We start from the raw sequence: 25,647 nt of genomic DNA on the forward strand, positions 1-25,647 counted from the left end.
GCAGTGAAGGAAATGGAAAAGGCGATGCATCAGGCGACCGAGAAACGCCGCAGCCGCCAGGCCGCGAGGCCGAACAGCAGCAGGCTCGGCACCAGCAGTTGCAGCACGGCCAGCGCGGCCTGCCCGCGCACGAGGTCGGCGGGCTCCTCGTGCCATGCGAAAGTGGGCATGCGGTCGAAGTCGGCCGGCACGAGTGCGTCGCGCGCATCGATGCGCGGGAAGAAGAAACCCTTCCACGCGTCGTGGTGCGCCACGGTCTGCGCGTCGAAGCGCGCATGGCGGCGCGCGCCGTTGCCGGCCAGCGCGGTCATGCCTTCGTAGGCCACGGCCGCTGGCGACACGGCGCCGAAGCGGCCCAGCAGCGCCTGCTGTTGCGCCTGCTGTGCATCGAAGCGCGCGAGCGCGGGGCGGATCGCCTCATCGACCTCGCGCTGGATGCGGTAGTTGGCCAGCGAGCGGCCGGCGATCTCGATCTTGCCGTCGCGCGGCACGAGGATGGCGCCCTGCCCTACGTGCTGGTACTCGGTGCCCAGCAGGTCCTGGTAGCGTTTCATCGCCTCGGCCGTGACCACGCGCTGGCGCGTGGCCAGCTCGGTGCGCGAGGGCGCGGGGCTGGCCTGCGTGACGGCCAGGTTGAGCAGCACCGGCGCGACCAGCACCAGCAGCACCCAGGCGATGACCAGCACCATCGCGTTCGTCGCCGACGAGGCGCCGAAGGCATTCACCGCCACCACCAGCGCAAACCAGAACAGCGCGTAGGCGCCGACCAGCAGCGCCCACCACAGCGTGGTGCTGCCCGCGTCGCCCGCCGTGAGCCCTGCATAGCGCGCGATCCACAGCACCGCCACCGGCAGCAGCACGGCCGGCCCCAGCAGCACCGCCGCGCGCACCGTGAGCTTGCCCGCGAGCAACGTGCGCAGCCGCAGCGGTTGCGACAGCAGCAGGCGCAAGGTGCCGTTCTCGCGCTCGGCCGACAGCAGGTTGTAGCTGAGCGCAAAGATCAAGAGCGGCAGCAGGTAGACGATGACGAAGGCCAAGTCGAAATGCCCGCTCAACAGGTGCCACGGGTTCTCGATGTCGCTGGGGTTCATGAACACGACACGGCTCTGGTTCGTGACCTTGTACTGACTCGGGAACAGGTCGCTCTGCCCCAGCGCGACCGGGCCCAGCGGCGCGGTCGGCAGCAGCACGTGCTGGCCGCCGTAGCCGCTCGCCATGCGCGACGGGTCGGCCGGGTTCTCGAAGGGCGTGGGCTGTGCGGTGCCGGCGAAGATGGCTTCGAGCAGCGTGCGCTGCGCGGTGCGGGTGTCGCGGTCGGCCTGCGCCACCGCCGCCTGCGCGCGGTCGCGCTTGGCGGTCTGCAGCAGGCCGTTGCCCAACGCATAGGCCACGAGCAAAAGGAACAGCGCGCCGACGACCCAGAGGCCGCGTTCGGTGAGCATCAAACGGACTTCCTGGCGCATCACGGCCAGCAGGCGACGGCCTTGGGGAGGATGGATGGACATGGGTGGCATCCCCTCTCAGAGCGCGCGCTGGCGCAGGGTGGCGAAGGCCGCGAACGCCGCCGCGAGCAGCAGGCCGACGCACAGCACGAGAAAGCTGCGCGCCTGGTGCCGCAGCGCCCACCCCGCCCCGGGCGGGTGGTAGTCGAAGGGCGGCACGGTGGCCCAGAGGTCGGCCGTGGCCTGGTAGGAAAAGTGGCGGTCGCCGAGCGGATCGGCATGCGCCACGAGGTCCTTGCTCATCAGGTCCTGGATGTTGCGGCGGTGCAGTTCGGCCGCCGTGGTGAAGCGGCGGTGGTGCGAGAAGTCGGTGCCCGCCATGCCCATCGAGAAGCTGCGCACGGCGAGCAGCGGCAGCAGCAGGCCGCTCCACTCCTGCACTTTCTGCTGCTGTTCCCAGGTGTCCCACAGGCGGCCGTAGTGGCGGTCGTACACGGGGTACGAGGCCTGGTCGTCCAGGCGCAGCGCAATGCCCCATTTGCTCAGCGGCACGTCGCGCCCCCAGCGTTCGGTGGTGCCGAAGTTCTGCTGCCAGACCTGGTTCGACACGGCCTTGAGCTCCGCACCGAGCGCTTTGTTGAACTCGAGCCGCGTCGGGCTCGGGAACCACGTGCGCGAGAGTTCGGAGAGCACGCGCGGCGCCATCACAGCCTGCCCGATCCACAGCGCGAGCAGCACGGTGATCGCCATGCGCGAGGTGGCCGACAGCGCCGACACGCCCAGCACGAGGAACACGAAGATGCCGAGGTACACCGCGTAGCCCAGCGACCACGCGCCCAGCCGCAGCAGCGCATCGATGCGCCCGCCCGGTTCCGCGCCCACCGCCACGGCAACGGCCGCGACCAGCGCCGCCGGCACCAACAGCACCGCAAGCAGCGCCGACAGCGCAAGCGCCTTGCCGGCCAGCAACCGCAGCGGCGCCACACCCAGGCTCAGCGTCTGGCGCAGGATGCCCTGCTCGCGCTCGCCCGCGAAGGCATTGAAGCCCAGCACGATCACCAGCAGCGGGCCGAGCACCTGCAATATCCAGCCCACCGACAGGTTGCCGAAGCGCTGCAGGCCGGTCGCGTCCTGCGCGGCATTGAACTTGACCTCGCTCTGGCGGTGCGCCTGCAGCCACACGGTGCTGCCGATGTAGGGGTTGATGCCCGCATCGACCATCGACAGCGGCGGCTCGGGCTTGAAGGCATGCATGCCCTGGTGCGCGGCGTCGTGCGGGTGGCGCTTGTCCTGGTGCAGCCAGTCGCGGTAGTCCATGGCCTGTGCGGCGACCTGCTCGGCATGCGCGCCGCGCTGGTGCGCCCAGCCGACGGCCAGTGCGGTGAAGAGCAGCACGGCCACGAGACCGCCGGCCCAGTACAGGCGGCCGTCGCGCAGGCGTTCGGTGAATTCGCGTCGGGCGATCCAGTGCATCAGCATCTGATCAGGCCCTCATGTGTTGCAGGTAGAGCGACTGCAGGTCGGTCTGGCCGATCTGCGCGCCTTCGAGGCTTTCGACCAGCCGGCCGCGCTTCATGATTCCGACGCGCGTGGCGGTCTGCTGTGCGTGGAACAGGTCGTGCGTGGTGGTGAGCACGGCCACGCCGCGGTCGGCCGCGCGGCGCAGCAGGTCGGAGAACTCGGCGGCGGCGTGCGGGTCGAGCCCCGAGGTGGGCTCGTCGAGCAGCAGCGCCTTGGCCTGCTTGGCGAGCGCCACCGCGATCCACACCTTCTGCCGCATGCCCTTGGAGTACATGCTGACGCGCTTGTCGGCAGCCGCGTGGTCGAGCCCCACCTCGGTCATCAGCGCGAGCAGGCGATCGCGCGGCAGCTCGTGGCCCAGTGCGAGGCCGGCGAAGAAGCGCAGATTTTCCAGGCCCGAGAGCGTGCCGTACAGCGTGACCTGCTCGGGGATGTACGCCACGTCCTGCTTGGTCGCAACCGGATGGCGCGTGACGTCGGTGCCGTTGATCTCCACCGTGCCGTCGGTCGGTGCGATGAAGTTCAGGAACAGGTTGATGGTCGTCGTCTTGCCCGCGCCGTTGGCACCCAGCAGGCAGTAGATGTCGCCGCCGCGAATGTCGAGGTCGAGACGGTCGAGCGCGGTGTGCGCGCCGTAGCGTTTGGTGAGGCCGGAGGCTCGGAGCATGGCGGAGGGATTCCGATGGAAGAAGAAAAGGAAAAGGCGCGCGCAGGCACGCCCCGGCGTGGGCACGCCGATGCGGTCATCGAGGGGGGATGGAAGGTGGCTGCTGGGCCGCCGCGCGTCAGCGCTTGTTCTTGTTCTTTGCGCCGCCCTGCCGCGCCTTGAAGCGCGGGTTGGACTTGCAGATGACGTAGGTGCGGCCGCGCCGCGTCACCACCTGGCAATCGCGGTGGCGCTTCTTGGCTTCTTTGAGCGAGGACAGGACTTGCATGGACGTGACCAGGGAGTTCGTTCGGACACGCGAATATACGTTATTGAGAATTCATTCTCAATAACTTTGTGAACTGCCCGGCACCCGAGCTCCTGTCGTCGTCAGTGCGGCGGATGCGCCTTGGGGGCTTTCGCTCCGGCCTCGACGCACACCGCGCACAGGCCGTGCAGCGTCACCTCGTGGTGCGTCACCTGGAAACCCTTGGGCGCCAGGTCGTGCATCGGCCCCGGGCAGGCGTGCAGCAGGAACACCTGCCCGCAGTGCGAGCAATGGAAGTAGTGATGGTGGTGATGCCCTGCATCGCCGCCCTCGCCTGCACCGTGCGAAGGGTGGTCGTGCGGGTCGGTCTTGCAGGCCACTTCGTAGCGCGCCGGCTCGCCCGGCAGTTCGACCTTGGCGATCTCGCCGTCAGCCAGCAGCAGCGCGACCTGGCGGTACACCGTCGACAGGCTGATCTCGGGCACGATGGCCCGTGCGTGTTCAAGAATCTGGGGGGCGGTCAGCACGCGACCGGCGTCGCTGAAGGCGGAGAAAACGGCGTTGCGCTGGCGCGTGAGACGTTGCATGTCTCGATGATAGAGGTGGCCCGCGCAGCGTTCAGCGCGCTGCGCGCAAGACCTTCACTCGTCCGCCGTGCGACTGCCGTCCGCAGGCGCGGCCTCGGGCTTCTGCTTGCCCTTCTTGCCACGCGCCGCCTTCTTCGCGGCGCGCTCGGCGTCGGCGCGCTGGCCGGCGGCCAGCCATTGGGCGAACTCTTCGGGCGTCTCGAGCGTGATGCGTCCCAGGTTGCCGGCGCGGAACTCGTGCATCACGATCTCGGCGGCCTTCTGCAGGTTGACCTTGCCCTTGCCCAGCAGCGCGCCGCGCTTGCGGCCGATGGTGTCGAGCACGTCCTCGTCTTTCATGTCAGCCAGGGTGGCGGCATCGAGTTCGGTGAGCTTGAAGCGCGCGACAAGGCCCTCGGCGTAGTTCGCCTTGAGGTAGTCCAGCAGCTCCAGCGCCACCTCTTCCTCGTCGAACGCATTGCGCCCCACCGCGCCGCTGGCCGCGAGGTTGTAGCCGCTCTTGGGCACGATGATGCGCGGCCACAGCATGCCGGGCGTGTCCCACAGGTAGAAGTCGTCGGCCAGCGTGATGCGCTGTTCGAGCTTGGTGATGCCGGCCTCGTCGCCGGTCTTGGCCTTGCGACCGCCGGTGAGCGTGTTGATGAGGGTCGACTTGCCCACGTTGGGAATGCCGCAGATCAGCACGCGCATCGGCTTGGCCATGCCGCCGCGGTTGGGCGAGAGCTCGTGGCAGGCCTTCACGATCTGCTGCGCGGGCGTGGTCAGGCTCGCATCGAGCCCGATGGCGCGCGTGGCGGGCAGCGCGTTGTAGTGCGCGAGCCAGAGCTTCGTGCGCTCGGGGTCGGCCAGGTCCTGCTTGTTGAGCACCTTGAGCGTGGGCCGCCCGGCCGTGAGCTCGGCCAGCATCGGGTTGGCGCTGGAGCCGGGCAGGCGCGCGTCGAGCAGCTCGATCACCACGTCGATGTCCTTCACCCGCTCGGTGATGGCCTTCTGGGTCGAATACATGTGACCGGGGAACCACTGGATCGCCATCGATGGATGCTCTTTCTTTCGCGCTGTCTGGAAGGGGACCGGCCTCGCAGGCCGGGTGCGCATTGTGAACCGGGAACGGTACCGATTTCTCGATGCTGCGCTTTTGATAGCAACAACTGGCGTATTTACTGGCCTGATGACCGCAGGATCACCCCTAGAATCCGCGCGCTGCGCCACGCAGCTGTTTCAAGAAGTCACAACGAGGGAGATTCCTTTCATGGTCCAGCGCCTTGCCGCCGCCGCCCTGCTCGCGGCCACCACCATCCTGTCCGCCACCGCGGTGCACGCCCAGCGCCCGTCGCCCCCGCCCGGCCCGCTGACCGACGGTTTCCTGTGCTGCAACATGCGCACGTACGGCGACTCGATCAGCGACATCAACTACGACGAACAGGGCACGCGCATCGTCGCCGTGGGCACGCCGGCGCGCATCACGGCTTACGACTTCCGCTTCTTCAACGTCGATCTCGCGGGCAAGCCCCAGCGCATCAAGAACGACTACAGCCGCAACATCACGCTGATCGACTTCGCCAAGCGCTACGTGGTCACCGAAGACCCGAAGCGCAAGATCGCGAGCTTCCCGCCCGCTGTGGGCGCGGCCATCGTCGCGGGCAAGGTGATGCCCGGCATGACGCGCGAACAGGTGCTCATGGCCATCGGCTACCCGGTGGCCAGCGAGAACCCGAGCCTGGACGCGTCGGTGTGGCGCTACTGGCGCGACAGCTGGTCGGAGTTCCAGGTGAACTTCGACGAGAAGGGCCTCGTGAAGACCGTCGCGGGCAACGCCGTGGCACTGAGCCGCGTGCTCGCCACGACGCCCTGAGCACCCCTGATCACCCGTTGGGGACACCCCGGGTTCGTGTGCGCGGCATGACACGCGCAACACCCGGGAGGGTTTTGCATCGCGCAGGGCGATTCCGCCCCTATGATTTGTCCGAAGCACGGCGCCGCCTCGTGCGTCGGCCGGATCGAAACCCCTGAATGGAGTGCCTGCGATGAAACCCGTCTCCGAACTGCTCAAGCGCCACGATTCCGCCGCCTGGCGCACCTCGCCCGACACCAGCGTGTTCGACGCACTGGCCACGCTGGCGCATTTCGAAGTGGGCGCGCTCATGGTGATGGACGGCGAGAAGCTCGTGGGCTTTCTCTCTGAACGCGACTACACCCGCAAGGTGGCGCTGCAGGGCAAGAACTCCAAGGAGGTGAAGGTCTCCGAGATCATGACGCCCGACGTGATGACCGTCACCCCACAGACCCAGACCCACGCCTGCATGGCGCTCATGAGCCAGCGCAAGTTCCGCCACCTGCCCGTGGTCGACGGCGACAAGGTGGTCGGCATGATCTCGATCCAAGACCTGATGGACGACATCATTTCCGAGCACGAGCAGACCATCACGCAGCTGACCTCGTACATCCAAAGTTGACGCGACGGCCTGATGCCCGGTCTGATAAGGGCATCGCACCTACGCACAGGGGTACTCTTAAGGTGCACAGTGAAGGCTCGTTCACCATCCAGCAGGGACATACGCAATGCAGATCCAGGTCAACACGAGCAATGGCATCACCAACAAGGACACGCTGGAGCGCTGGGCAGACACCGAGATCAAGCAGCACCTGAGCCGTTTCGTCGCAGACGTGACGCGCGTCGAGGTGCACCTGAGCGACGAGAACCACGACAAGGCCGGCGGCGGCGACAAGTGCTGCGTGATGGAAGCGCGCCTGGCGCACCACCAGCCGCTCGCGGTGACACAGCACGCCGCCAGCCTCGACGAGGCCTTCCGCGGCGCGGCCGACAAGCTCAAGCGCCTGCTCGACAACACGCTGGGCCGCCTCAACCACCGCGCCCGCGATTCGATCCGCAAGGACGGCGAGGGCTTCGTCGCCGAATAGGTCGGCACTTCACGGCACTTTACGCAAGGCCCGCATGCACTGCGGGCCTTCGCTGCTGGCCTGAGGCTCAGCCCCGGCCGGCGTTCGCCATGCCCTTGGCGACTTCGTTCGCACCCTGAGCCGCACCGCTCTGCGGCACGGCCTCGCCTTCACGCTCGGTCACTTCGGACAGGCGCGCGGCCAGCTGCTCGGGCGTGTCGGCGGCAATGCCCAGCCACGCGCCCTGCGTGAGCGTGATGTGCGCGGCCTCGAAGGTGCCGGCGCCGGCACAGAGGATGGTGCGGTTGGGCGCGTCCTGCGCGGCCAGCACCAGCATCGCGGGCACCACGGCCTCGGGGCGGAAGGCCTCGAGCATTTCCTTGGGGAACAGGTCTTCGGTCATGCGCGTGGCGGCGGTGGGTGCCAGGCAGTTCACGCGGATGTCGTTCTTGGCGCCTTCGATGCTCAACGTCTGCATGAGGCCCACCAGCGCCAGCTTGGCGGCGCCGTAGTTGCTCTGGCCGAAGTTGCCGTACAGGCCCGACGACGAGGTGGTCATCACGATGCGGCCGTACTTCTGCTCGTTCATGAGCGCCCAGACGGCCTTGGTGCAGTTCACGGCACCCATCAGGTGCACGTCGACCACGAGCTTGAAGTCGTCCAGCTCCATCTTGGAAAAGCTCTTGTCGCGCAGGATGCCGGCGTTGTTGATCAGGACGTCGACACGGCCCCAGGCATCGACCGCCTGCTTGACCATGGCCTGCACGGCCTCGAAATCGGTCACCGAGGCGCCGTTGGCGATCGCCTCGCCGCCGGCCGCCTTGATCTCGTCGACCACCGCCTGTGCGGCGCTCACCGAGCCGCCGGAGCCGTCGCGCGCGCCGCCCAGATCGTTGACCACCACCTTGGCGCCGCGCGCCGCCAACGCCAGCGCATGCTGGCGGCCCAGGCCGCCGCCCGCGCCGGTCACGATGGCCACGCGGCCCTTGAAGTCGATGGAGGTGCTGTTGCTCATGGGTCTCTGCTCGCTGTCTGTAGGGAGTTGGAAAGGCTGGGAAAGGGGGTGCCGACGGGCGGCAACCCGGCGTTTTACCTCAGTTCCCCGCCCCGTTTGCCCTCGGGCGCCCCTCGCGGGAGTCACCCATGCGACGGCTGGACCGTGGCGCAGTACGCGACCAGCTGGTCGAGCTCGGCCGATTTGTCGAAGAAGGCATCGGCGCCCAGCTGCTGCGAGCGCAGGCGCATGTCGGCGGTGGCGTAGTTGCTGAGCACCACCACCTTCTGGTGCGGCGAGCGCTGGCGGCAGGCGCTCAGCACGGCCAGGCCGTTGCCGCGCTGCAGGAACAGGTCGACGATGGCCAGGTCCCAGTCGGTCTTGTGATCGCGCAGCCAGTCGAGTGCCTCGTCGGCGGTGCTGGCCGAGGCCACCACATGCGCCTGGGCCACGTCTTCGAGAAAGTCGACCAGGTTCTCGCGGATCACGGGACTGTCCTCGACCAGATAGGCATGGAGCGTCATGGTGAGTGTCCCGGGTCCGAAGCTTGGCAGCGCATGGCGCCATCTTCCGGGCTGCGTGCTGCGCCGCGGTGGGCCGGACAGGCCAACGGCTGTAGGCCATCGGCCAGCGGCGCTGTCAGCGCGCGCCGCCCGGCGCCGCTCTATCGCAGCCTCAGGCCGCGACCGGCAGGCGGCCCGGGGCCATGCCCAGGCGCGCCGGCGAGACGTACTGCTCGCGGTAGATCTCGAAGGGCATGGTGTCGGCCGCCTCGATGCGCTTCTGTTCCTGGATCGACGCGGCCGTCATCTGCTCGAAACCGGTCTGCTGCGCGGCCGTGAACGGCAACGCGAGCAGTGCGGCGCGGGTCTGCTCCGACTGGGCGCGCACGAAGCCGACGAACGAGTTGCCGTGCTGCTGCTCGATCGCCGCGAGCACGCGCGCCGACGGCAGGCTGTCGGGGTTCTCGAGACCGGCCTTGGCGGCGCGCACCGCGTCGACGTGCTGCGTGCCGCCCTGCGCCGCATCGAGCGCGGCGGCGATGGGCATGCATTGCTCGATGAGTTCCAGGCCCCAGTCGGTCAGGCCGACCTCGCGCCCGTCGCGGCGCAGCTTCAACCCCGGCTCGCGGCCGCGCGCGGCCGTGAGGTGCTGGTTCTGCGCCAGGTCGGCAATTTCTTGTGGCGTGTCGTCGGGGCTGTCACTCAGCAGGCAGTGCAGCAGGAACACGTCGATGAAGCGCATGGTCTGCGCATTGATGCCGACGGTCTCGAAGGGGTCGAGGTCCATCAGGCGCACTTCGACGTACTCCACGCCGCGCTCGCGCAGCGCATGCAGCGGGCGCTCGCCGGGGTGAATCACGCGCTTGGGGCGGATGGTGCCGTAGAACTCGTTCTCGATCTGCAGCAGGCTGGTGCCCAGCTGGTTGTAGTCGCCGCCGAGGTTGCGGATGCCGATGGCCTCGTAGGCCGGCCACGGGCGCGTGAGCGCGTCCTGCAGCGAGGCACCGTAGCCTTCCAGGCTGTTGTAGCTCACGGCCAGCGACGCCTGCGCCTCGCTCTGGTAGCCCAGGGGGCCCATGCGCAGCGAAGTGCCGTGCGGCATGTACATGCTGCCGTCGCCCAAGGGCTGCAGCTCGTGCGGGCGGCCCGCGACAAAGCTCGAACACAGGGCCGGCGAGGCGCCGAACAGGTACAGCAGCAAAAAGGCCTGGCGGCGGAAGTTGCGGATGAGTGCGAAATACTCTTCACTCGACACATCCGGCAGCGACCAGTTGTAGTGGATGCCCGAAATGGTCTGCATGCGGCGGCCATAGCGGTGGCTCAGGCCCATGCGGTACACGCTCTTGGCGCGGCCCACGTTCGACGAGCCGTAGCGGCCGATCGGAATGGTCTCGTCGGTCGGCAGGCCGCAGGGCATGCTCGACACCCACAGGCGCTCGTCGCCGAGCTGGTCGAGCACGCGGTAGGTGAACTGATGCACCCGCGTGAGCTCTTCAATGGCCGACTCCACGCCCGCGTGCACGCCCGTGATGAGTTCGAGCTGCGACTCGCTGAAGTCGGTCGTGATGTGCGGATGCGTGAGCGCAGAGCCCAGCGCCAGCGGATGCGGCGTGAGGGCCAGCTTGCCGTCGGGCAACGCGCGCAGGCTTTCCTTCTCGATGCCGCGGCGCATGCCCTTCAATCGCGCGGCCGGAAGTGCGCCCAGCCTCTCCTGCAATCTGTTGCTCATGTTCTTATGACCCATCAATCTTCTGTGGGGCTGGAAGGTAGCACGGGCGGACAGGCACTGCTGAAGCAGGGAATCCCGCATCCGGCTATGCTGTTTTTTGCTACGCTTTTCATAGCTACCCTCTCAAATGCCACGCGCATTCCAGTGCGGAACGGGGGTCAAACCTCAGGCCTTGGCGCGGCCCGCCGACAGGTCGATCTCTTCCGACTGGTAGACATGGATCGACGGCACGCCATCGGCCATGGCGGCCAGCGCCTTGCCGAAAGCACGCGACGCATCGACGCGAAAGTGCACCTGCAGCGCCGCCATGTCGCTCCAGCGCTCCACGAAGGTGAGCCGCAACGGGTCTTGCACGTCGGTGGTGACCTCATGCGAAATGCAGCCGGGCTCGGCGCGCGAGCGCAGCACGTGCTCCACGCTGATGGCCAGCATCGCCTGCAGGGTGTCGGCCTTGGCCAGCGCGTGTCCGATGACGAGGATCATGGGCTGTCTCCTTCTGTGTCTCTGTCTGTCTCGTGGGTTGCCGCAGCGGCCCGCTTGTGCTTCAGCGCAGCACGCGCAGCAAAAAGGCGTTCAGGTCGGCCACTTCTTCCATGCAGACCGAATGCGCCATCGCGTACTCGTGCCATTCGACGGTGTAGCCCAGGGCGGCGAGCGCGTCGCGCGATTGCGTGGCGCGTGCCAGGGGCACCATCGGGTCTTGCCGGCCATGGCCGAGGAACACCGGCGTGTCGTGGTTGGCGGCATGGCGCTCGGCCGCGGTGCTGGCCGCCAGCGGCAGCCAGCCCGACAGGCCGACGATGCCGGCCAGGCGCTCGGTATGGCGCAGGCCGGTCAGCAGCGCCATGGCGCAGCCCTGCGAAAAGCCGGCCACCACGATGCGGCTGGCGGCAATGCCGCGGGCCTTTTCATTCGCGATCACGGCCTCGATGGTGGCCTGCGAGCGGCGCAGGCCTGCGGCGTCTTCCTGCACATTGAAATCGGCACCGGCAATGTCGAACCACGCCGGCATCTGGTAGCCGCTGTTCAGCGTGACCGGAATCACCGGCGCATTGGGGAACACGAAGCGCACCGGGCCCACGGCCGACAGGTCGAGTTCGCCGGCAATCGGCACGAAGTCGTTGCCGTCGGCACCCAGGCCGTGCATCAGGACCACCGTGGCGGTGGGGTTCGGGGCGGTTTCGATTTCGATGGGAGGACGGGACATGGTCGACAAAGGTATTCAGGAATGCGAATGCCCAGACCTTAGCGCATTCGGGCGACCCGGGCCGCCGCGAAACGGCCGGTTGGCTGACTTGCACCTCGCAACATCCGGGCCCCGGCTGTCCTTGCCGTCGCAAGGGGGCGCCGGATGCAACACAATGGCGTTTCGCATGAAGACCCCCACCCCGCCCCTGAAAACCTCGCCGCCCCGCCCCGCCTTCGACAGCGAGGCGCTGCTGCGCGGCAGCGGGCTGCGCGTGACGCGCGCCGCCCAGACCGTGCTCGAGTTGCTCGAACACGGCTCGCAGCCGCTGACCCACGAGGAAGTGGCCGGCGCCTACACCGCCGCCACGGGCGAGCCGCCCGACCGCGTCACGCTCTACCGCGTGCTCGACCGGCTGGTCGAAGCCGGCCTGTGCGACCGCCGCGTGGCCGCCGACCGGGTCAACCGCTTCGCACGGCACGTCGACACCGCCTCGGGCAACACCTTCGAATGCGACCAGTGCCACAAGGTGCTGGCGCTGCCCTCCGACCCCGAGCTGCCCAAGGTGATGGGCCGCCTCGGCAAGGCGCTGCGCAAACAGGGCATCGACACGCGGCACACGGCGCTCACGCTGCACGGCATGTGCGGCGACTGCGCGCGATAGCTTCATCGCGCTGCGCGTGTACGTCTCCCGGCACCACCGCCAGCCCGACCTCGGCGCGAGCCACGCGCTGATCGACGCCCATCCGCTGGGCGCCTGGGTCGTGCCCGGCACCGACGGGCTGGTCGCCAACCACCTGCCCTTTCTGCTCGACCGCTCGCGCGGCCCGTTCGGCACACTGCTCGGCCACGTGTCGCGCGCGAACCCGGTGTGGCGCCAGCTCGATGCGCCGGCCCCCTCGGTCGTGATGTTCCAGGGGCCGCAGGCCTACATCACGCCTGGCTGGTACCCCGGCAAGGCCGAGCACGGCCAGGTGGTGCCGACCTGGAACTACGCCGTCGCGCATGCGCACGGCATCGCACGCGCCATCGACGACGAGGCCTGGCTGCTCGACCTGCTCGCGCGCCTCACCGCGGCGAACGAGGCCGGCCAGCCCGTGCCCTGGCAGACCACGGACGCGCCCGAGACCTTCATCCGCAAGCTGGCGCACGCCGTGGTGGGCATCGAGATCCCCATCGACCGCCTCGAAGGCAAGCTCAAGGCCAGCCAGGACGAGGCCCTGCAGGACCGTCAAGGCACCGTGCAGGGGCTGGCCGCCGTGGGCAGCGAGAACGCCTCGGCCATGGCGCGGCTGGTGCAGCAGGCGATGCAGTCCGGCAGCGCCGGCGACTGAACCGCCCGCGCCCCTACGCGTTCCACGACGGAAACGGATCGGGCAGGTTCTGCCACCACGAAGCACCGAAGCGCATTTCGTTCGGCGTGAGCAGGCAGGCGTCGAGCCGCGCGCGCAGTGCCGTTTCGTCCATGCCGATGCCGATCAGCACCAGCTCCTGACGCGCGTCGCCGGTGGCATCGTCCCAGTTCTTGCGGATCAGCTCGAGCCCATCGGGGTCGGTCGGCCAGTGTTCGCGCGGCACGGCCGCCCACCACAGGCCCGCCGCGCCGTAGCGGCAGGCACCGCCGGCCTGCGACCACGTGCCGGCGCGGGTCGGGCGGCTCGCGAGCCAGAAGAAGCCCTTGGAGCGCACCACGCCCTCCCACTCGCTCTGCACCAGGTCCCAGAAACGCTTCGGATGGAACGGCAGGCGCGACCGGTACACAAAGCTGCGAATGCCGTAGGCCTCGCTCTCGGGCACATGCTCGCCGCGCAGTTCGGCCAGCCAGCCGGGCGCCTGCTCGGCCTGATCGAAATCGAACAGGCCCGTGTCGAGCACGCGGTCGAGCGCGACGCGGCCGAACTCCGACTCCTCGATGCGCGCACGCGGGTTGAGGCTGCGCAAGATCGCCATCAGCCGCTCTCGCTCTTCCGCCGTCACGAGGTCGGTCTTGTTGACCACGAGCACGTCGCAGAACTCGATCTGCTCGATCAGCAGGTCGACCACCGTGCGCGTGTCTTCGTCGCCCAGCGACTGGCCGCGCTGGCCCAGGCTTTCGGCCGAGCCGTAGTCGCGCAGGAAGTTGAAGGCATCGACCACCGTGACCATGGTGTCCAGCCGCGCCACGTCGGCCAGGCTCTGGCCGTCTTCGCCCGCGAAGGTGAAGGTTTCGGCCACGGGCAGCGGCTCGGAGATGCCGGTCGACTCGATCACGAGCTGGTCGAAGCGCCCTTCCTTGGCGAGCCGCTTCACCTCGATCAGCAGGTCTTCGCGCAGCGTGCAGCAGATGCAACCGTTGCTCATCTCGATGAGCTTCTCGTCGGTGCGCGACAGGGCGGCGCCGCCCTCGCGCACCAGCGCGGCGTCGATGTTGACCTCGCTCATGTCGTTGACGATCACCGCCACGCGGCGGCCCTCGCGGTTGTGCAGGATGTGGTTGAGCAGCGTGGTCTTGCCGGCGCCCAGGAAGCCGGACAGCACGGTAACGGGAAGGCGATCGGCCATGAGAGACTCGTTCTTCAAATGCAATGGAGTTGCATTATATGGATTGTCGCAACTGGGTTGCATTTATATCGCCTCGCACAGGCTGATCGCACGCTCGCCTTACCATCCGACGCATGACCGACTTTTCTGCCTTCGTCGCCCCGCCGCCCTCCGACGCACCGCACGCTGCCGTCGTCGAGGCCGCATCGACCTGCCTCGACCGCTTCACGGCCGCCTTCAACGCCTCGGACACGCGCGGCATGGACGCCGAGCTGCACTTTCCGCACACCATGCTCTCGGGCGCACGGCGGCTCGACTGGCCCGCGCCCGGCCAGCACCCGGCCGATTTCTTCGAGACGCTCAAGGCCGGCGGCTGGGCCTCCACGCAGTACGAGAAGAAGGAGCCGGTGCTCGTGAGCCACGACAAGGTGCACTTCGTCGTGCACTACACGCGGCGTGATGCGGCCGGCGCGGTGCTCAGCACGCATGCCAACCTCTGGATCGTCGTGCAGGCCGAGGGGCGCTGGGGCATCGCCCTGCGTTCGTACTGATCTCAAAAAACCAGGACTGTCACCCATGTCCCTTTCCGCACTGCAACTCGTCTGGCCGTCGCCCGAGCATCTTCCCGGCTACATCGCCGCGCTGGAGCGCGGCTGGTCGCCCAACAACCTGCGGGCCGAAGCCGGCCGCGAAGAGCTGGCGCTGATCCGCACCGACCCCGATGGCTTTCTCGCCGGCCAGGTTGATCGCGAAGCCAAGGGCCCGCCCATCGCGCTGCCCACCGGCGGCACCGTGCCGCGGCTGCCGGGCTACCGGCGCTGGCTGTGGGACGGCGAGTTCTGCGGCAGCATCCAGCTGCGCTGGCAGCCGGGCACCAACGCCCTGCCCTCTTACTGCCTCGGCCACATCGGCTACGGCGTGGTGCCGTGGAAAAGCGGTCGGGGCTACGCCACCGCCGCGCTGCGTGCGCTGCTGCCCGATGCACGCGCCATCGGCCTGGACCATGTCGAGATCACGACCAGCCCCGACAACCTCGCCTCGCAGCGCGTGATCCGCGCCAACGGCGGCGTGCTGGTCGAAGAGTTCATCACCGAGCCCGGGCTCGGCGGTGCGCCCGAGTTGCGCTTTCGCATCGACGTGCGCGCACTGTCGTAGCTCGGCCTACATCTCGAACGGCTCGACCTGCCGCCCGTCGACGTCGGTGAAGCCGTAGGCACGCGCGAGGTCGCCCACGCGCAGCACCTGGCCGGTCTTGTCGAGCACCTGCGCATCGCCCGCCAGTGCGGCCACGGCGCGGCCCAGGTAGCGCGGCGACTCGGTGCGTGCCAGCGCGGGGCGTTCCTGCCAGTGCGCCTCGTCGGTCTTGTGGCCCGCGAGCACGAACTCGGTGCGCATCCAGCCCGGCGATACGGCCACCGAGGCCACGCCGTGCGGCTGCAGTTCCTGCGCGATGCCGAAGGCCAGCCGCGTCATCGACGCCTTGGCGAGGTCGTAGAACAGGTTGCCGCGCAGGTAGTGGCCGCGGTCCCAGAAGGTGGTGGTGACGATCAGGCCCTGCTTGTGCGCCACCATGAACGGCGCGGCGCAGCGGCTGGCCACGAGGTGGTTGCGCACGCCGCGGTCGAACATCGAATCCCAGTGGGACAGCGGGTGCTCCCAGAACGGCGCCTCGAAGACACCCGTGAAGGTTTCGTGGCCGCCCCAGGCGTTGTTCACGAGCAGGTCGAGCCGGCCTTGCTCGCGTTCGACGCGCGCGAACAGCGCCGCCACCTCGTCTTCCTTCGTGTGGTCGCAGGCCACGGCAATGCCGCGCCCGCCGAGCCGCGTGACCTCGTCGGCGGTGTCGTCGATGGTGCCGGGCAAGGCAGCCAGCTCGGACAGCGCGAGCAGCTGCCCGTAGCTGTCGGCCGGCCGCGCGCGGGTGCTGCGCCCGGTCACGTACACGGTGGCGCCGGCCGCGCCCAGTTCCTGCGCGATGCCACGGCCCGCGCCGCGGCTGGCGCCGGTCACCACGGCCACGCGGCCCGCCAGCGGACGGTGAGCGGCGTCAGGGGTGGAGGGGGCTGCTGTCATTTTTTCGTTGCTCCTTCGTTCGGTGAGAGTCCCTTGGCAGGACAAGCCGCCACGATAGGCCGGCCTCAGCCCGCCGTCTTGGAAGAAACCGAAACCCTGCGCCCGAGGAACTCGGTGGGCGTCACGCCGCACAGGGCGCGGAACTCGTTGACGAGGTGCGACTGGTCGTAGAACCCGTGGTCCAGCGCCATGTCGGCCCAGGCCGGCGCGCTGTGCAAGCGCAGCGCGCGCAGGCAGGCATGCAGCCGCGCGAGCCGGCCCCAGGCGCGCGGCGACAGCCCGACGTGCGCATGAAAGAGCTGCTGCAGCCGGCGCTCGCCCACGCCGACCGCCTGCGCCACCTCGCGCAGCGCCTGGCGCCCGTCGGCGGCGGCGATGAGCCGCGCGGCATGCACCGCAGCGGCCGGTGGCGCGCTGTCGCCGGCTTTCTGCAACCGCTTCATCAGCGCCTGCTGCAGCAGGTCGGCGCGTGCGACATCGCCGCGCGCTTCGGCCATGCGCGCGAGCAGCGTCGTGCCCTCCCCGCCCCAGAGTTCGTCGAGGTGCACCGCGCGGCCCGCGATCTCGCCGGCCGGCACGCCGAGCAGCGCGGCCGCCGCACCGGGGCGCAGCGCCACCGACAGGCCCTCCACCGTATCGCGCATCCGCACCACGGCCGGCGCGGCAAACGCGCCGATGGCTTCGACCGCCTGCCCGGGCGCGTCGTCGGCCGAAGGCGCGTCACCGAAGTTGAAGACCAGCCGGATCGCGCCGTCGGGCAGCACGCGCTCGCGCATCTCGTGGCCGGGCGCGAAGGTCTCGCGGTACATCAGCAGGTGCGAGACATGCGACTGCAGGGCCGGCGCAATCGGCAACACGTGCAGCGTGCCGTCGGGCACGCCCGATTCCGGCCCGTGCAGCGGGTCGTCGTGGAGCCGGAGGAAAAGACGTTCGCCCATGGCGGTCGATTGTGAGGAAAAACCCGCCGCCGCGCGACCCGGCCCGATGGTTCGACAATCGGCTGGCTCCCCCTGTTCATCTTTCGTTCGCATGCCCGATTCCGCCCTCCCTGTGCTCTATTCGTTCCGCCGCTGTCCCTACGCGATGCGAGCCCGGCTCGCACTGGTGGCGAGCGAGCAGCGCTGCGTGCTGCGCGAGATCGAGCTGAAGCGCAAACCCGCCGAGATGCTCGCGGCCTCGCCCAAGGGCACTGTCCCCGTGCTGGTGCTCGACGGCGGCGCGGCGGTGCTGGAGCAGAGCCTGGACGTGATGCTGTGGGCGCTGCGCCGCCACGATCCGCTGCGCTGGCTGGCCCCGGAGCGCGGCACGCTCGATGACCTGCTCGTGCTGATCGCCGCCTGCGACAACGACTTCAAGCCGCTGCTCGACCGCTACAAATATCCGGCGCGCTACCCCGCATCGGAAGGCTCGGCACGCGACGACGGCGCGCGCTTCCTGCAAGGGCTTGAAGACCGGCTCGCGATGTCAGCGCAGCTGGCCGGCGCGCACGCCACGCTGGCCGATGCGGCGCTGATGCCCTTCGTGCGCCAGTTCGCGATGGTCGACCAAGTCTGGTTCGACCCGCAGCCTTGGCCGCGCCTGCAGGCCTGGCTCACGGGCTGGACCGCGTCGGAGCTGTTCACGCGCGTCATGACCAAGTACGTGCCCTGGCAGCCGGGTGAGCCAGCGGCGGACTTTCCGCCCGCCTGATCAGTACACGTCGCGGCGGTAGCGCCCTTCGGCGATGAGTGCGTCCATGCCGCTCTCGCCCAGCACCTCGGTGAGCGCCGCGTCCACGCCCGGCGCCATGCCTTCCAGGCTGCCGCACACGAAGACGATCGCGCCCTCTTCCTCCACCCACTGCTTCAGCGCTTCGGCGGCGTCGCGCAGGCAGTCCTGCACGTACACGCGCTGCGCCTGGTCGCGCGAGTAGACGAAGTCGGCGCGCGCCACGAGGCCGCCGGCTTGCCATGCCGCGACTTCCTCCGCACCGAAGCCGTCGTGCGCCGCCTGCCGTTCGCCGAACACCAGCCAGTTGCGGCCATGCCCGCGGCGAGCACGCTCGCGCAGCAGCGCGCGCAGGCCCGCAAAGCCTGAGCCGTTGCCGATGAAGACGCAGGGCCGCGCATCGTCGGGCAGCGCGAAGCCCGGGTTGGCGACGAGGCGCAGCGCGAGTTCCGCGCCCATCGGCGCGCCGACCGTGAGCCAGCCCGAGGCCACGCCCAGGCCGTTGTCGTGCCGCGCCTGCCGCACCAGCAACTGGACGGCGCCGTCGGACGGAATCGACGCGACCGAGTAGCTGCGCGGCGCGGGCGCCGAGGCGCCGTCGTCGTGCATCTGGCGCGGCACGATCTCGACCAATGCGCCGGGCGCCCAGTTCACCGTGTCGCTGCCATCGGCGCGCCGCAGTTCGATCTCGAACAGCGGGTCGCCCTGGCTGCCCGCGTTGAGCAGGCGGCGGCCGTCGAGCCGCCAGGCGTCGAAGGCCGGTGCGGGTGCTGCGTCGGATGCAGGCCACGCCGCATCGCGCACGCCGAAGGTCTCGCGCAGCGCGTCGTGCCAACGCGCGAGCGCCACCGGGTCTTCGCCGTCCACTTCGATCATCGGGAACATCGGCTGCGCGCCCTGGTTGTGCAGGTCGTGATCGAGCTTGCGGCCGAAGCCGCAGAAGGTCGCGTAGTGGCTGTCGCCGAGCGCGAGCAAGCCGTAGCGCAGGTGGCGCAGACCCGGACCGCTCTGCCGCGCGAACGCACGGGCAAAGGCGCGCGCGCTGTCGGGCGGATCGCCCTCGCCGAAGCTGCTCGCGACCCACAGCACCTGCCGGAAATGCAACAGCGCATCGGCACTCAGTGCGGACACAGGCCGCACCACCGCCGCGACACCGGCGGCCTGCAGCGCACCGGCCGTCTGCAGCGCGAGGCGCTCGGCATGGCCGGTCTGGCTCGCGAAGGCGACCAGCACCTGCCCCGCATCACCCGAGGTGGCGGGCACGGCAACCGCATCGAGCCGCGCACGTTCGGCGCGCACGGCCTTCGCGGTGCGGCGGCGGCCGAGATACATCATCCAGCCGCTGATTGCGAAGAGCGCGAGCCCCAGACTGGTGAACATCATCACGATGCGCCCCGGCAGGCCCCAGTAGGTGCCCATGTGCAGCGGGTAGATGCTGTTCACGAGACGGCCGGCGAGCGGTTTGTCGGCGTAGCGTTCGTGGCGCAGCGTCTCGCCGGTCGCGGCGTGCAGGTACAGGCGGTTGCGTGCGCGCTCGTGCTCGGGGTGCGTGCGCAGGTAGTTGGCCTCGACCTGCGCCCCGTTGCGCGCCGGCAGCCGCAGCGTGACCAGGGCCCAGTCGCCGCCCGTGGTGTCGACGAACGCTTGCCAGACGCGCGCCAGGTCGAGCGTCACCGGGGGGGCATCGGCCGGTGCACGCTCCGCGCGCACCACGCGGCCCTCGCCCGCCGCGCCGTCGACCACCTTGCGCAGCCCGTCGAAGGCCCAGTACATGCCGGTGGTGGTCGACACCACGTACGCCAGCAGCGCGACGGTGCCGACCACGGCATGCAGGTTCCACAGGAAGGCACGGCCGCGCAGCGCGAAGTCGATGCGCAGCCACTGGCGCCACGCGAAGGGGCGGCGCGGCCAACGCAGGTACAGGCCCGACAACGCAAGCAGCAGCAACAGGCCGGCCAGCGAGCCGGTGATGGGCTTGCCGTCGTCGCGCGGCAGCAGCAGCCAGCGGTGCAACTCCTCGACGAACTCGAAGAAATGCTCGCCCACGGGCTCGGGCAGCAGCGCGCCGGTGGCGGGATCGGCGAAGCGCGTCTCGCCGCGCCGCTCGCCGGTCGGCGGCGCGAAGCCAATGCGCGCGGCGCGCCCGGGCTCGGTCGACACGGCCACGGTCGCGATGCGCCGCCCGGGCATCTCGGCCTGCACGCGCGCGACGAGCGCAGGCGGTGCCAATGCGGGTGCGGCCGAGGCCGCCGGGGTCGGGTTCAGCAGGTCGGTGATCTCGGCGCGGAACGACAGCGTCGCGCCGCTCAGGCCGATGACGACCAGCACGCTGCCCGCCGTGATGCCGATGAACCAATGGATCTGGAACCAGACGCGACGCAGCAAGGCCATGAAAAACAGACAGCAGAAAGAAGGGGAAGCGAAAAACAGGAAGCCCCGCCGCGGCAGGGGCCTCACCCAAGGATTCAAAGATCGATCTTGACCAGGGCCTTGATCGTACGCGGCGTGCCCACCGCCAGCCGCGTGCCGGCCGCCGACCAGTAGCGCTTGTCGCCCACGTTGTCGATGTTCAGCTGAAAGGTGGTGCGCTTGCCCATGAGCTGCGCCACGTAGCGCGCGCCGAGGCCGAAGACCGTCGCACCGCCGATGAAGCCCTGGTTCAGGTCGTCGATGGGGCGGCGTCCCGTGAAGTACGCACCGCCGTTGACCGACAGCCCCGGCACCGCCGCGATGTCGTACGAGAGAAAGGCGCTCGCCGTGGTGCGCGCCGTGTTCTCGGGCCGCTTGCCGTCGTACTGCGCGTTGATGCGGCGGAATTCGGCGTCGAGCCACTGGCCCGAGAGCTGCCACGCCAGCGTGGGCGTGAGCCGCCCCTGCGCCGACACCTCGAAGCCGCGGTAGCGCTGGCGCCCGCTGGCCACGAAGGTGTTGGCGCTGTCGGTGTAGGCGCCGGGCCGCTCGATATCGAACAGCGCGCCCGAGAGCAGCGTGCCGCTGCCGGTCAGCCAGCGCAGGCCGACTTCCTTCTGCCGGCTCACGCCCGGCGGCATGCGCGTGTTCTGGTTGGCCGTGCCCGCCGGCGCGACTTCGCCCTCTTCCACACCCTGCGAGTACGACACGTAGGCCATGAGGTCGGGCGTGAACTTGTAGCTCAGCGCCGCCAGCGGCGTGGTCTTGCGCACGCTGTAGTCGAGAGCAGGCAGCGTGGCGCTCGCGCCCTGCCAGCTCTGGTAGCGCGTGTGGCGCAGGCCGGCCACCAGCTGCCACTGCGGCGAGAAGGTGATGCGGTCGAGCGCATACAGGCCCAGCTCTTCGCTGTCTTGCGCGCCCGAAGTGGGCCGCGAGGGCATCGCGCTCAATGCCAGCGCGCCGATGGGCACGGGGTTGTAGAGATTCTGCAGCGTGGTCGCGCCGCCGTAGTTGCGCTGGAAGACGGGCGCCTGCGTCTTGTCGCTGCGCGCCGCGCCGAGCGTCAGCTCGTGCTGCAGCGCGCCGGTGGCGAAGGTGCCGAACAGCTCGGTGCGCAGCAGGTCGGAACGCTGTTCCAGGTACTGCACGTTGCCCGTGAGACGGCCAATGCCGGTGCGCACGTTGTAGTTGCCGAACTGCGCCAGGCGCCGGTCGCGCTCGGCCTCGGAATGGCCGGCTTCCACGCTGAGCGCCCACTGGTCGCTCAAGGCGTAGTCGGCACGCAGCTGGGTGTTGGTGACCTCGGCCTCGAACTCGGCCCAAGGCGGCGCCAGCAGCTTGTGCGGATCGGGCAGCGCCGGCAGCGCGATGACGCCGTTCACGGCCGCGAGCCGTGCGATGCCGGCCTGCTCGGTGATGCGCTTGCGGTAGTGCTCGATGTCGGCCTTGAGCGTGAGCCGCCGGTTCACACGCCAGTCGAGTGCGGCCGAGACGAAGGTGCGGTTGCCGTCGACACCATCGATCGTCGAGCCCAGCTGGCCGCCGGCCGCGTTCAGGCGCAGGCCGAACTGGTCGTTCTCGCCGAACTGGCGGCCGATGTCGACCTGCCCCTGCAGCCCGCCCTGGTTGTCGACGCTCATCCCGAGCGAGGTGACGGGCGTGCGCCCCGCGCGCTTGGTGACGAAGTTGATGACCCCCGCCGGCGTGGTGAAGCCGTAGTACAGCGCCGACGCGCCCTTGAGCACCTCGACGCGCTCCTTGTTCTCCATCGGAATCTCGGACACGTTGGGAATCGCGAGCGCGCCGTTGAGCCGGTAGTTGGTGCGGTTCTCCACGGCGATGCCGCGGATGACGAGCTGGTCGAAGGTGTCACCGCCGTTCTGCTGGCGCGTCACGCCGGCCGTGTTGCGCAGCACGTCGTACACGCCGGTGGCGCCCTGCAGCTCGATCACCTCGCGCGTCACGGTGTTGACCGTGGCCGGCACGTCCATGACCGACGCGCCCCGGAACGTTCCCGCCTCGACCGTCTCGGCCAGGAAGCCGTTGGCGCGCGAGGCTTCGACGTTGACGGTGCTCAACTCACTCGCTTCGGCAGCGGACGCAGGCACGGATTGCGCCTGTGCAGCCTGCACGGCGGCGAGCGCGAGGCTCACACAAACTCTCTTCATTCAAAACCCTTGGATGTTCTGGCGGCGCACCTCCCGGCGGCCTGATGGCACTTCCGGTGTGCGGAAGCGGGAGGGGATTATGAATGAGAGAAATTCTCATTTGATGGCCATCGCGAGCCCTCGCCGATAGGATCAGGCGTCAGAGCGTTCCATTCGAAACGCCATCACGGAGGAAATTCATGACTGCCCCTCAGAAATCGACCGGACGGGAACCGGCGCATCCCATCGTCCACTGCGTCGAGAGCGAGGCCCTGCCATGAAGACGGCGAAACGCCTTGCGCTCGGCGTGCTCGCCTGGGTCACCGTGGTCCCGCTGGTGGAACTTCTCTTCCTGTGGCTGGGCACCTCGGTCTTTGCTTCCCCCGAAGCCTCACGCGTCATCCTGTATGTGATCGGGGCATTCAACATCGGCATGGCCGCGCTGCTCTACTGGTATTGCGTACCCAGCGTGCCGCACTGGGGCCGACGCACGGCCTACTTCGTCGGCTTCGTGGCGCTGCTGATGGTCGCCAGCGCCGTCGTTGTCTTCGGCGTTCAACTGCTGGTCGCGATGCTGTTGATGTTCTGGCGTTGAGCAAAGGCCCGGCGCGCCGTTACCCCTTCACCGCCGCAGCCGAAGCCCGCTGAATGCACTCGATGAAGTGCTGCGCCGCCGGCGTCGACGGCTGCCCGCGCCGGCGCACCACGCACACGTTCAGTATCGGCATCGTCTCGCGCACGTCGACGCGCCGGATGCCGTGGCGCTTGAAGCTGAGCCCGGCGAGCGGCTCGACGAAGAGGCCGATCAGATCCATGTGGCCCACCAGCGCAAGCGCCACGGTGACCGAGTGGCCCTGCAGCACGCGCGTGGGCGGCGACAACCCGAGCGGCGTGAACAGCGGCGCCACGGCGTTGGTGCCGCCATGGTCGTCGCCCGGCAGGACCCATTCGGCGGCATAGAGATCGTGCAGCGAGCGCGCATTGCGCAGCGGATGGCGCTCGCGCAGGCCGACCACCAGTTGCACCGGGAACAGCTCCAGCGCCTCGAACTGCGGATCGAGCGTGCCGGGTACGACGTGGGCCACCGCGAAGTCGAGGTACCCGTCGCGCAGCCGCGCGAGCATCCACGGCAGCACGGCCTCGTTGAACTGCACGTCGACCGCCGGCAGGCGCGTGTGGAAGTCCTTGAAGGCGGCGGGCAGCACGGTGAGCGCGAACGAGGCGCTCACGGCCAGCGAGACCGAGCCGGTGGCGCCGTCGCGAATCTGCGCAATCTCGTCGCGGGCGCGTTCCATGTCGGCCAGCAGCAGCCGCGCGCGCGGCGCGAAGGCCAGGCCGAACTGCGTGAGGCGCACGCCCTTGACGCTGCGCTCCACCAGCGGCGCGCCGACCTCGCGCTCCAGCTCGCGCACGATCTTGGTCACGGCGGGCTGCGAAATGCCGAGCACGCGCGCGGCGGCGCGGATGCTCATCTGCTCGACCACCGCCACGAAGGCATGCAACTGATTGGGCTTCATCTTTGGAGTGACAACCAAAAGTTATCGTTGACGCCCAATTATTGTCTTTTCATGACAGCTGCGAGTCTCTAGCATCCGCCGCGGTCAAGGCCCGACGCGGCCTGCGCCCTTGAGAACACACAGGAGACACATGAACACCCGCGCTTCCCAGCCCTCGCCCACCTCTTCGTCTTCGCCCGCACGCCGGCGCCAGACCATCGTGGCCACGACCATCGGCAACGGGCTGGAGTTCTTCGACTTCACGGTCTACGGCTTTCTGGCACTGGTGATCGGCAAGCTGTTCTTCCCGACCTTCAGCTCCTACGGCCAGCTGCTGCTGACGGTGGCGAGCTTCGGCGTCGGTTTCATCATGCGGCCGCTGGGCGGCATCATCATCGGCGCGTACGCCGACCGCGCGGGCCGCAAGAAGGCGATGACGCTCACGATCTTTTTGATGGCCCTGGGCTGCGCGCTGATCGCCTTCACGCCGACCTACGCGAGCATCGGCGTCGCGGCGCCCGTCGTCATCGTGCTGGCGCGGCTGATCCAGGGCTTCTCGGCCGGCGGCGAGGTGGGCGCATCGACCACGCTGCTGGTGGAGCACGCCACGCCGGCCAACCGCGGCTACATGGCGAGCTGGCAGTTCGCGAGCCAGGGCCTGGGCGTGATGCTCGGCGCCGTGGTGGTGGGCGCGCTCACCTTCTCGCTGACGCCCGAAGCCATGCAGAGCTGGGGCTGGCGCGTGCCGTTCGTGCTCGGCATGCTGATCGCGCCGGTGGGCATGTACATCCGCCGCCACCTCGAAGAGTCGCTGCACATCTCGCCCGAAGACGCCAAGGCGCCGCGCGAGAGCAGCCTGAAGATCGTCTGCACGCAGCACGGCAAGACGGTGCTGGCCGCCATCCTCGCGCTGGTGGGCGGCACCACGGCAGCGTATGTGGTCACCTTCTACATGCCGACCTACGCGGTGCGCGAGCTGGGCCTCACGCCGTCGGTGGCGCTGTTCGGCGCGGCGCTCACGGGCCTGCTGTCGTTCGCGCTCGCGCCGTTCGTGGGCAAGCTCTCGGACGTTGTGGGCCGCAAGCCGCTCATCCTCTGGAGCCGCATCGTGATGGCGATCCTGATCTACCCGTGCTTTCTGTGGCTCAACGCCTCGCCCACGCCCGTGGTGCTGTTCACCGTGCTCGGCGTGCTGAGCATCGGCCTGGTCGTGCAGACGGTGCCGGGCATCACGATGCTGCCGGAGATGTTTCCCAAGCGCGTGCGCGCGAGCGGCATGTCGCTGGTCTACAGCGTGGGCGTGGCGCTGTTCGGCGGCTTCGCGCCCTTCATCAGCACCTGGCTGGTCAACGCCACCGGCAGCAAGCTCGCGCCGGCCTGGTACTTGGTGGCGATGACGCTGGTGTCGCTACTGGGCCTGCTCTGGCTGCGCGACCACACGGGCCGCGACATTGACGCCGCCAACGCCCACGCGCCCGCCTGATACCGTCTTCAATCTTCCCGCCTTCATGCACAGGAGTC

The 25,647-nt window shown here is 69.1% G+C and carries 27 protein-coding genes; 10 read left to right on the plus strand and 17 right to left on the minus strand.

The genetic code is table 11. From position 1 onward, the window contains the following. Nucleotides 1-29: 29 nt before the first annotated feature. The 6 genes from CLU95_RS05865 to ylqF form a co-directional block, all read right to left on the minus strand. Nucleotides 30-1,505, minus strand: a complete 1,476-nt coding sequence (locus tag CLU95_RS05865) for an ABC transporter permease subunit (RefSeq protein WP_099791291.1) — start codon at nucleotides 1,503-1,505, stop codon at nucleotides 30-32. 15 nt (nucleotides 1,506-1,520) lie between these two features. Further along, nucleotides 1,521-2,921 (minus strand): ABC transporter permease subunit, encoded by a 1,401-nt coding sequence (locus CLU95_RS05870; RefSeq protein ID WP_180288554.1) that lies wholly within the window; start codon nucleotides 2,919-2,921, stop codon nucleotides 1,521-1,523. Nucleotides 2,922-2,925: 4 nt separating this feature from the next. Next, on the minus strand, nucleotides 2,926-3,630 hold the full coding sequence (locus CLU95_RS05875; protein WP_099791293.1) for an ABC transporter ATP-binding protein: 705 nt from the start codon (nucleotides 3,628-3,630) through the stop codon (nucleotides 2,926-2,928). 118 nt (nucleotides 3,631-3,748) lie between these two features. Next, nucleotides 3,749-3,898, minus strand: coding sequence for a type B 50S ribosomal protein L36 (gene ykgO, locus CLU95_RS05880; protein WP_013542562.1), 150 nt, complete (start codon nucleotides 3,896-3,898; stop codon nucleotides 3,749-3,751). Between the two features lie 101 nt (nucleotides 3,899-3,999). After that, nucleotides 4,000-4,464 (minus strand): Fur family transcriptional regulator, encoded by a 465-nt coding sequence (locus CLU95_RS05885; protein ID WP_099791295.1) that lies wholly within the window; start codon nucleotides 4,462-4,464, stop codon nucleotides 4,000-4,002. A gap of 54 nt (nucleotides 4,465-4,518) precedes the next feature. Continuing rightward, nucleotides 4,519-5,496, minus strand: coding sequence for a ribosome biogenesis GTPase YlqF (gene ylqF, locus CLU95_RS05890; RefSeq protein ID WP_099791297.1), 978 nt, complete (start codon nucleotides 5,494-5,496; stop codon nucleotides 4,519-4,521). 217 nt (nucleotides 5,497-5,713) lie between these two features. Between ylqF and CLU95_RS05895 the strand changes: the two genes are divergently transcribed. From CLU95_RS05895 to CLU95_RS05905, 3 genes are all read left to right on the plus strand, one after another. Further along, on the plus strand, nucleotides 5,714-6,316 hold the full coding sequence (locus CLU95_RS05895) for an outer membrane protein assembly factor BamE (RefSeq protein ID WP_099791299.1): 603 nt from the start codon (nucleotides 5,714-5,716) through the stop codon (nucleotides 6,314-6,316). A 172-nt stretch (nucleotides 6,317-6,488) separates the two neighbouring features. Next, nucleotides 6,489-6,917 (plus strand): CBS domain-containing protein, encoded by a 429-nt coding sequence (locus tag CLU95_RS05900; RefSeq protein WP_099791301.1) that lies wholly within the window; start codon nucleotides 6,489-6,491, stop codon nucleotides 6,915-6,917. Nucleotides 6,918-7,023: 106 nt separating this feature from the next. Continuing rightward, nucleotides 7,024-7,383, plus strand: a complete 360-nt coding sequence (locus CLU95_RS05905; RefSeq protein WP_099791303.1) for an HPF/RaiA family ribosome-associated protein — start codon at nucleotides 7,024-7,026, stop codon at nucleotides 7,381-7,383. Between the two features lie 67 nt (nucleotides 7,384-7,450). On the opposite strand, the gene CLU95_RS05910 is transcribed toward CLU95_RS05905, so the two are convergent. The 5 genes from CLU95_RS05910 to CLU95_RS05930 form a co-directional block, all read right to left on the minus strand. Continuing rightward, nucleotides 7,451-8,377, minus strand: a complete 927-nt coding sequence (locus CLU95_RS05910) for an SDR family NAD(P)-dependent oxidoreductase (protein WP_099791304.1) — start codon at nucleotides 8,375-8,377, stop codon at nucleotides 7,451-7,453. Nucleotides 8,378-8,499: 122 nt separating this feature from the next. Then, nucleotides 8,500-8,880, minus strand: a complete 381-nt coding sequence (locus CLU95_RS05915) for a response regulator (protein WP_099791306.1) — start codon at nucleotides 8,878-8,880, stop codon at nucleotides 8,500-8,502. A gap of 151 nt (nucleotides 8,881-9,031) precedes the next feature. After that, nucleotides 9,032-10,588, minus strand: coding sequence for a glutamate--cysteine ligase (gene gshA, locus CLU95_RS05920; protein WP_099791307.1), 1,557 nt, complete (start codon nucleotides 10,586-10,588; stop codon nucleotides 9,032-9,034). A 165-nt stretch (nucleotides 10,589-10,753) separates the two neighbouring features. Beyond that, nucleotides 10,754-11,071, minus strand: coding sequence for a putative quinol monooxygenase (locus CLU95_RS05925; protein WP_099791309.1), 318 nt, complete (start codon nucleotides 11,069-11,071; stop codon nucleotides 10,754-10,756). 61 nt (nucleotides 11,072-11,132) lie between these two features. Then, nucleotides 11,133-11,795 carry an alpha/beta hydrolase gene (locus CLU95_RS05930; protein ID WP_099791311.1) on the minus strand — a complete coding sequence of 221 codons (663 nt, stop codon included), beginning with the start codon at nucleotides 11,793-11,795 and terminating at the stop codon, nucleotides 11,133-11,135. A 166-nt stretch (nucleotides 11,796-11,961) separates the two neighbouring features. Here CLU95_RS05930 and CLU95_RS05935 point away from each other — a divergent pair, with 166 nt between their 5' ends. Together CLU95_RS05935 and CLU95_RS05940 are read left to right on the plus strand one after the other, a co-directional pair. Next, entirely contained in the window at nucleotides 11,962-12,438 is a 477-nt protein-coding gene (locus CLU95_RS05935; RefSeq protein ID WP_099797137.1) for a Fur family transcriptional regulator, read from the plus strand. 16 nt (nucleotides 12,439-12,454) lie between these two features. Then, nucleotides 12,455-13,108, plus strand: coding sequence for an FMN-binding negative transcriptional regulator (locus CLU95_RS05940; RefSeq protein WP_099791313.1), 654 nt, complete (start codon nucleotides 12,455-12,457; stop codon nucleotides 13,106-13,108). Nucleotides 13,109-13,121: 13 nt separating this feature from the next. Here CLU95_RS05940 and zigA read toward each other — a convergent pair whose 3' ends face one another. Then, complete coding sequence (zigA, locus tag CLU95_RS05945; protein ID WP_099791315.1) at nucleotides 13,122-14,315, minus strand: zinc metallochaperone GTPase ZigA; 1,194 nt, start codon at nucleotides 14,313-14,315, stop codon at nucleotides 13,122-13,124. A 113-nt stretch (nucleotides 14,316-14,428) separates the two neighbouring features. Here zigA and CLU95_RS05950 point away from each other — a divergent pair, with 113 nt between their 5' ends. Continuing rightward, nucleotides 14,429-14,845 carry a hypothetical protein gene (locus tag CLU95_RS05950; protein ID WP_099791317.1) on the plus strand — a complete coding sequence of 139 codons (417 nt, stop codon included), beginning with the start codon at nucleotides 14,429-14,431 and terminating at the stop codon, nucleotides 14,843-14,845. 25 nt (nucleotides 14,846-14,870) lie between these two features. Further along, nucleotides 14,871-15,449 (plus strand): GNAT family N-acetyltransferase, encoded by a 579-nt coding sequence (locus CLU95_RS05955; protein WP_099791319.1) that lies wholly within the window; start codon nucleotides 14,871-14,873, stop codon nucleotides 15,447-15,449. 6 nt (nucleotides 15,450-15,455) lie between these two features. Here the strand turns inward: CLU95_RS05955 and CLU95_RS05960 are convergent, their stop codons facing one another. Next, the gene (locus CLU95_RS05960; protein ID WP_099791321.1) at nucleotides 15,456-16,367 is read right to left on the minus strand and encodes an SDR family oxidoreductase; all 912 of its coding nucleotides are present in this window, start codon (nucleotides 16,365-16,367) and stop codon (nucleotides 15,456-15,458) included. Nucleotides 16,368-16,432: 65 nt separating this feature from the next. Beyond that, nucleotides 16,433-17,305 carry a helix-turn-helix transcriptional regulator gene (locus tag CLU95_RS05965; RefSeq protein WP_099791323.1) on the minus strand — a complete coding sequence of 291 codons (873 nt, stop codon included), beginning with the start codon at nucleotides 17,303-17,305 and terminating at the stop codon, nucleotides 16,433-16,435. Nucleotides 17,306-17,396: 91 nt separating this feature from the next. Between CLU95_RS05965 and CLU95_RS05970 the strand changes: the two genes are divergently transcribed. Next, the gene (locus CLU95_RS05970) at nucleotides 17,397-18,056 is read left to right on the plus strand and encodes a glutathione S-transferase (RefSeq protein ID WP_099791325.1); all 660 of its coding nucleotides are present in this window, start codon (nucleotides 17,397-17,399) and stop codon (nucleotides 18,054-18,056) included. Here the strand turns inward: CLU95_RS05970 and CLU95_RS05975 are convergent, their stop codons facing one another. Together CLU95_RS05975 and CLU95_RS05980 are read right to left on the minus strand one after the other, a co-directional pair. Beyond that, nucleotides 18,057-20,465 carry a PepSY domain-containing protein gene (locus tag CLU95_RS05975; protein ID WP_099791327.1) on the minus strand — a complete coding sequence of 803 codons (2,409 nt, stop codon included), beginning with the start codon at nucleotides 20,463-20,465 and terminating at the stop codon, nucleotides 18,057-18,059. It lies immediately after the preceding gene. A 74-nt stretch (nucleotides 20,466-20,539) separates the two neighbouring features. Continuing rightward, the gene (locus CLU95_RS05980) at nucleotides 20,540-22,651 is read right to left on the minus strand and encodes a TonB-dependent siderophore receptor (protein WP_099791329.1); all 2,112 of its coding nucleotides are present in this window, start codon (nucleotides 22,649-22,651) and stop codon (nucleotides 20,540-20,542) included. A 256-nt stretch (nucleotides 22,652-22,907) separates the two neighbouring features. Between CLU95_RS05980 and CLU95_RS05985 the strand changes: the two genes are divergently transcribed. Then, a complete protein-coding gene (locus CLU95_RS05985) occupies nucleotides 22,908-23,225 on the plus strand; it encodes a hypothetical protein (protein ID WP_099791331.1) in 318 nt (105 codons plus the stop codon). Nucleotides 23,226-23,244: 19 nt separating this feature from the next. Here the strand turns inward: CLU95_RS05985 and CLU95_RS05990 are convergent, their stop codons facing one another. Next, complete coding sequence (locus CLU95_RS05990) at nucleotides 23,245-24,147, minus strand: LysR family transcriptional regulator (RefSeq protein WP_099791333.1); 903 nt, start codon at nucleotides 24,145-24,147, stop codon at nucleotides 23,245-23,247. A gap of 130 nt (nucleotides 24,148-24,277) precedes the next feature. On the opposite strand from CLU95_RS05990, the gene CLU95_RS05995 reads away from it, so the two are divergent. Then, nucleotides 24,278-25,609, plus strand: a complete 1,332-nt coding sequence (locus CLU95_RS05995; RefSeq protein WP_099791335.1) for an MFS transporter — start codon at nucleotides 24,278-24,280, stop codon at nucleotides 25,607-25,609. The last annotated feature ends 38 nt before the right edge of the window (nucleotides 25,610-25,647 follow it).

The sequence above is a fragment of the Variovorax sp. 54 genome (genome assembly GCF_002754375.1).
GTDB lineage: Bacteria > Pseudomonadota > Gammaproteobacteria > Burkholderiales > Burkholderiaceae_C > Variovorax.

Coding starts and splice junctions, on each gene's coding strand:
- CLU95_RS05865 (WP_099791291.1), bottom strand. CDS start 1,505: ATGTCCATCCATCCTCCCCAAGGCCGTCGCCTGCTGGCCGTGATGCGC.
- CLU95_RS05870 (WP_180288554.1), bottom strand. CDS start 2,921: ATGCTGATGCACTGGATCGCCCGACGCGAATTCACCGAACGCCTGCGC.
- CLU95_RS05875 (WP_099791293.1), bottom strand. CDS start 3,630: ATGCTCCGAGCCTCCGGCCTCACCAAACGCTACGGCGCGCACACCGCG.
- ykgO (WP_013542562.1), bottom strand. CDS start 3,898: ATGCAAGTCCTGTCCTCGCTCAAAGAAGCCAAGAAGCGCCACCGCGAT.
- CLU95_RS05885 (WP_099791295.1), bottom strand. CDS start 4,464: ATGCAACGTCTCACGCGCCAGCGCAACGCCGTTTTCTCCGCCTTCAGC.
- ylqF (WP_099791297.1), bottom strand. CDS start 5,496: ATGGCGATCCAGTGGTTCCCCGGTCACATGTATTCGACCCAGAAGGCC.
- CLU95_RS05895 (WP_099791299.1), top strand. CDS start 5,714: ATGGTCCAGCGCCTTGCCGCCGCCGCCCTGCTCGCGGCCACCACCATC.
- CLU95_RS05900 (WP_099791301.1), top strand. CDS start 6,489: ATGAAACCCGTCTCCGAACTGCTCAAGCGCCACGATTCCGCCGCCTGG.
- CLU95_RS05905 (WP_099791303.1), top strand. CDS start 7,024: ATGCAGATCCAGGTCAACACGAGCAATGGCATCACCAACAAGGACACG.
- CLU95_RS05910 (WP_099791304.1), bottom strand. CDS start 8,377: ATGAGCAACAGCACCTCCATCGACTTCAAGGGCCGCGTGGCCATCGTG.
- CLU95_RS05915 (WP_099791306.1), bottom strand. CDS start 8,880: ATGACGCTCCATGCCTATCTGGTCGAGGACAGTCCCGTGATCCGCGAG.
- gshA (WP_099791307.1), bottom strand. CDS start 10,588: ATGAGCAACAGATTGCAGGAGAGGCTGGGCGCACTTCCGGCCGCGCGA.
- CLU95_RS05925 (WP_099791309.1), bottom strand. CDS start 11,071: ATGATCCTCGTCATCGGACACGCGCTGGCCAAGGCCGACACCCTGCAG.
- CLU95_RS05930 (WP_099791311.1), bottom strand. CDS start 11,795: ATGTCCCGTCCTCCCATCGAAATCGAAACCGCCCCGAACCCCACCGCC.
- CLU95_RS05935 (WP_099797137.1), top strand. CDS start 11,962: ATGAAGACCCCCACCCCGCCCCTGAAAACCTCGCCGCCCCGCCCCGCC.
- zigA (WP_099791315.1), bottom strand. CDS start 14,315: ATGGCCGATCGCCTTCCCGTTACCGTGCTGTCCGGCTTCCTGGGCGCC.
- CLU95_RS05950 (WP_099791317.1), top strand. CDS start 14,429: ATGACCGACTTTTCTGCCTTCGTCGCCCCGCCGCCCTCCGACGCACCG.
- CLU95_RS05955 (WP_099791319.1), top strand. CDS start 14,871: ATGTCCCTTTCCGCACTGCAACTCGTCTGGCCGTCGCCCGAGCATCTT.
- CLU95_RS05960 (WP_099791321.1), bottom strand. CDS start 16,367: ATGACAGCAGCCCCCTCCACCCCTGACGCCGCTCACCGTCCGCTGGCG.
- CLU95_RS05965 (WP_099791323.1), bottom strand. CDS start 17,305: ATGGGCGAACGTCTTTTCCTCCGGCTCCACGACGACCCGCTGCACGGG.
- CLU95_RS05970 (WP_099791325.1), top strand. CDS start 17,397: ATGCCCGATTCCGCCCTCCCTGTGCTCTATTCGTTCCGCCGCTGTCCC.
- CLU95_RS05975 (WP_099791327.1), bottom strand. CDS start 20,465: ATGGCCTTGCTGCGTCGCGTCTGGTTCCAGATCCATTGGTTCATCGGC.
- CLU95_RS05980 (WP_099791329.1), bottom strand. CDS start 22,651: ATGAAGAGAGTTTGTGTGAGCCTCGCGCTCGCCGCCGTGCAGGCTGCA.
- CLU95_RS05985 (WP_099791331.1), top strand. CDS start 22,908: ATGAAGACGGCGAAACGCCTTGCGCTCGGCGTGCTCGCCTGGGTCACC.
- CLU95_RS05990 (WP_099791333.1), bottom strand. CDS start 24,147: ATGAAGCCCAATCAGTTGCATGCCTTCGTGGCGGTGGTCGAGCAGATG.
- CLU95_RS05995 (WP_099791335.1), top strand. CDS start 24,278: ATGAACACCCGCGCTTCCCAGCCCTCGCCCACCTCTTCGTCTTCGCCC.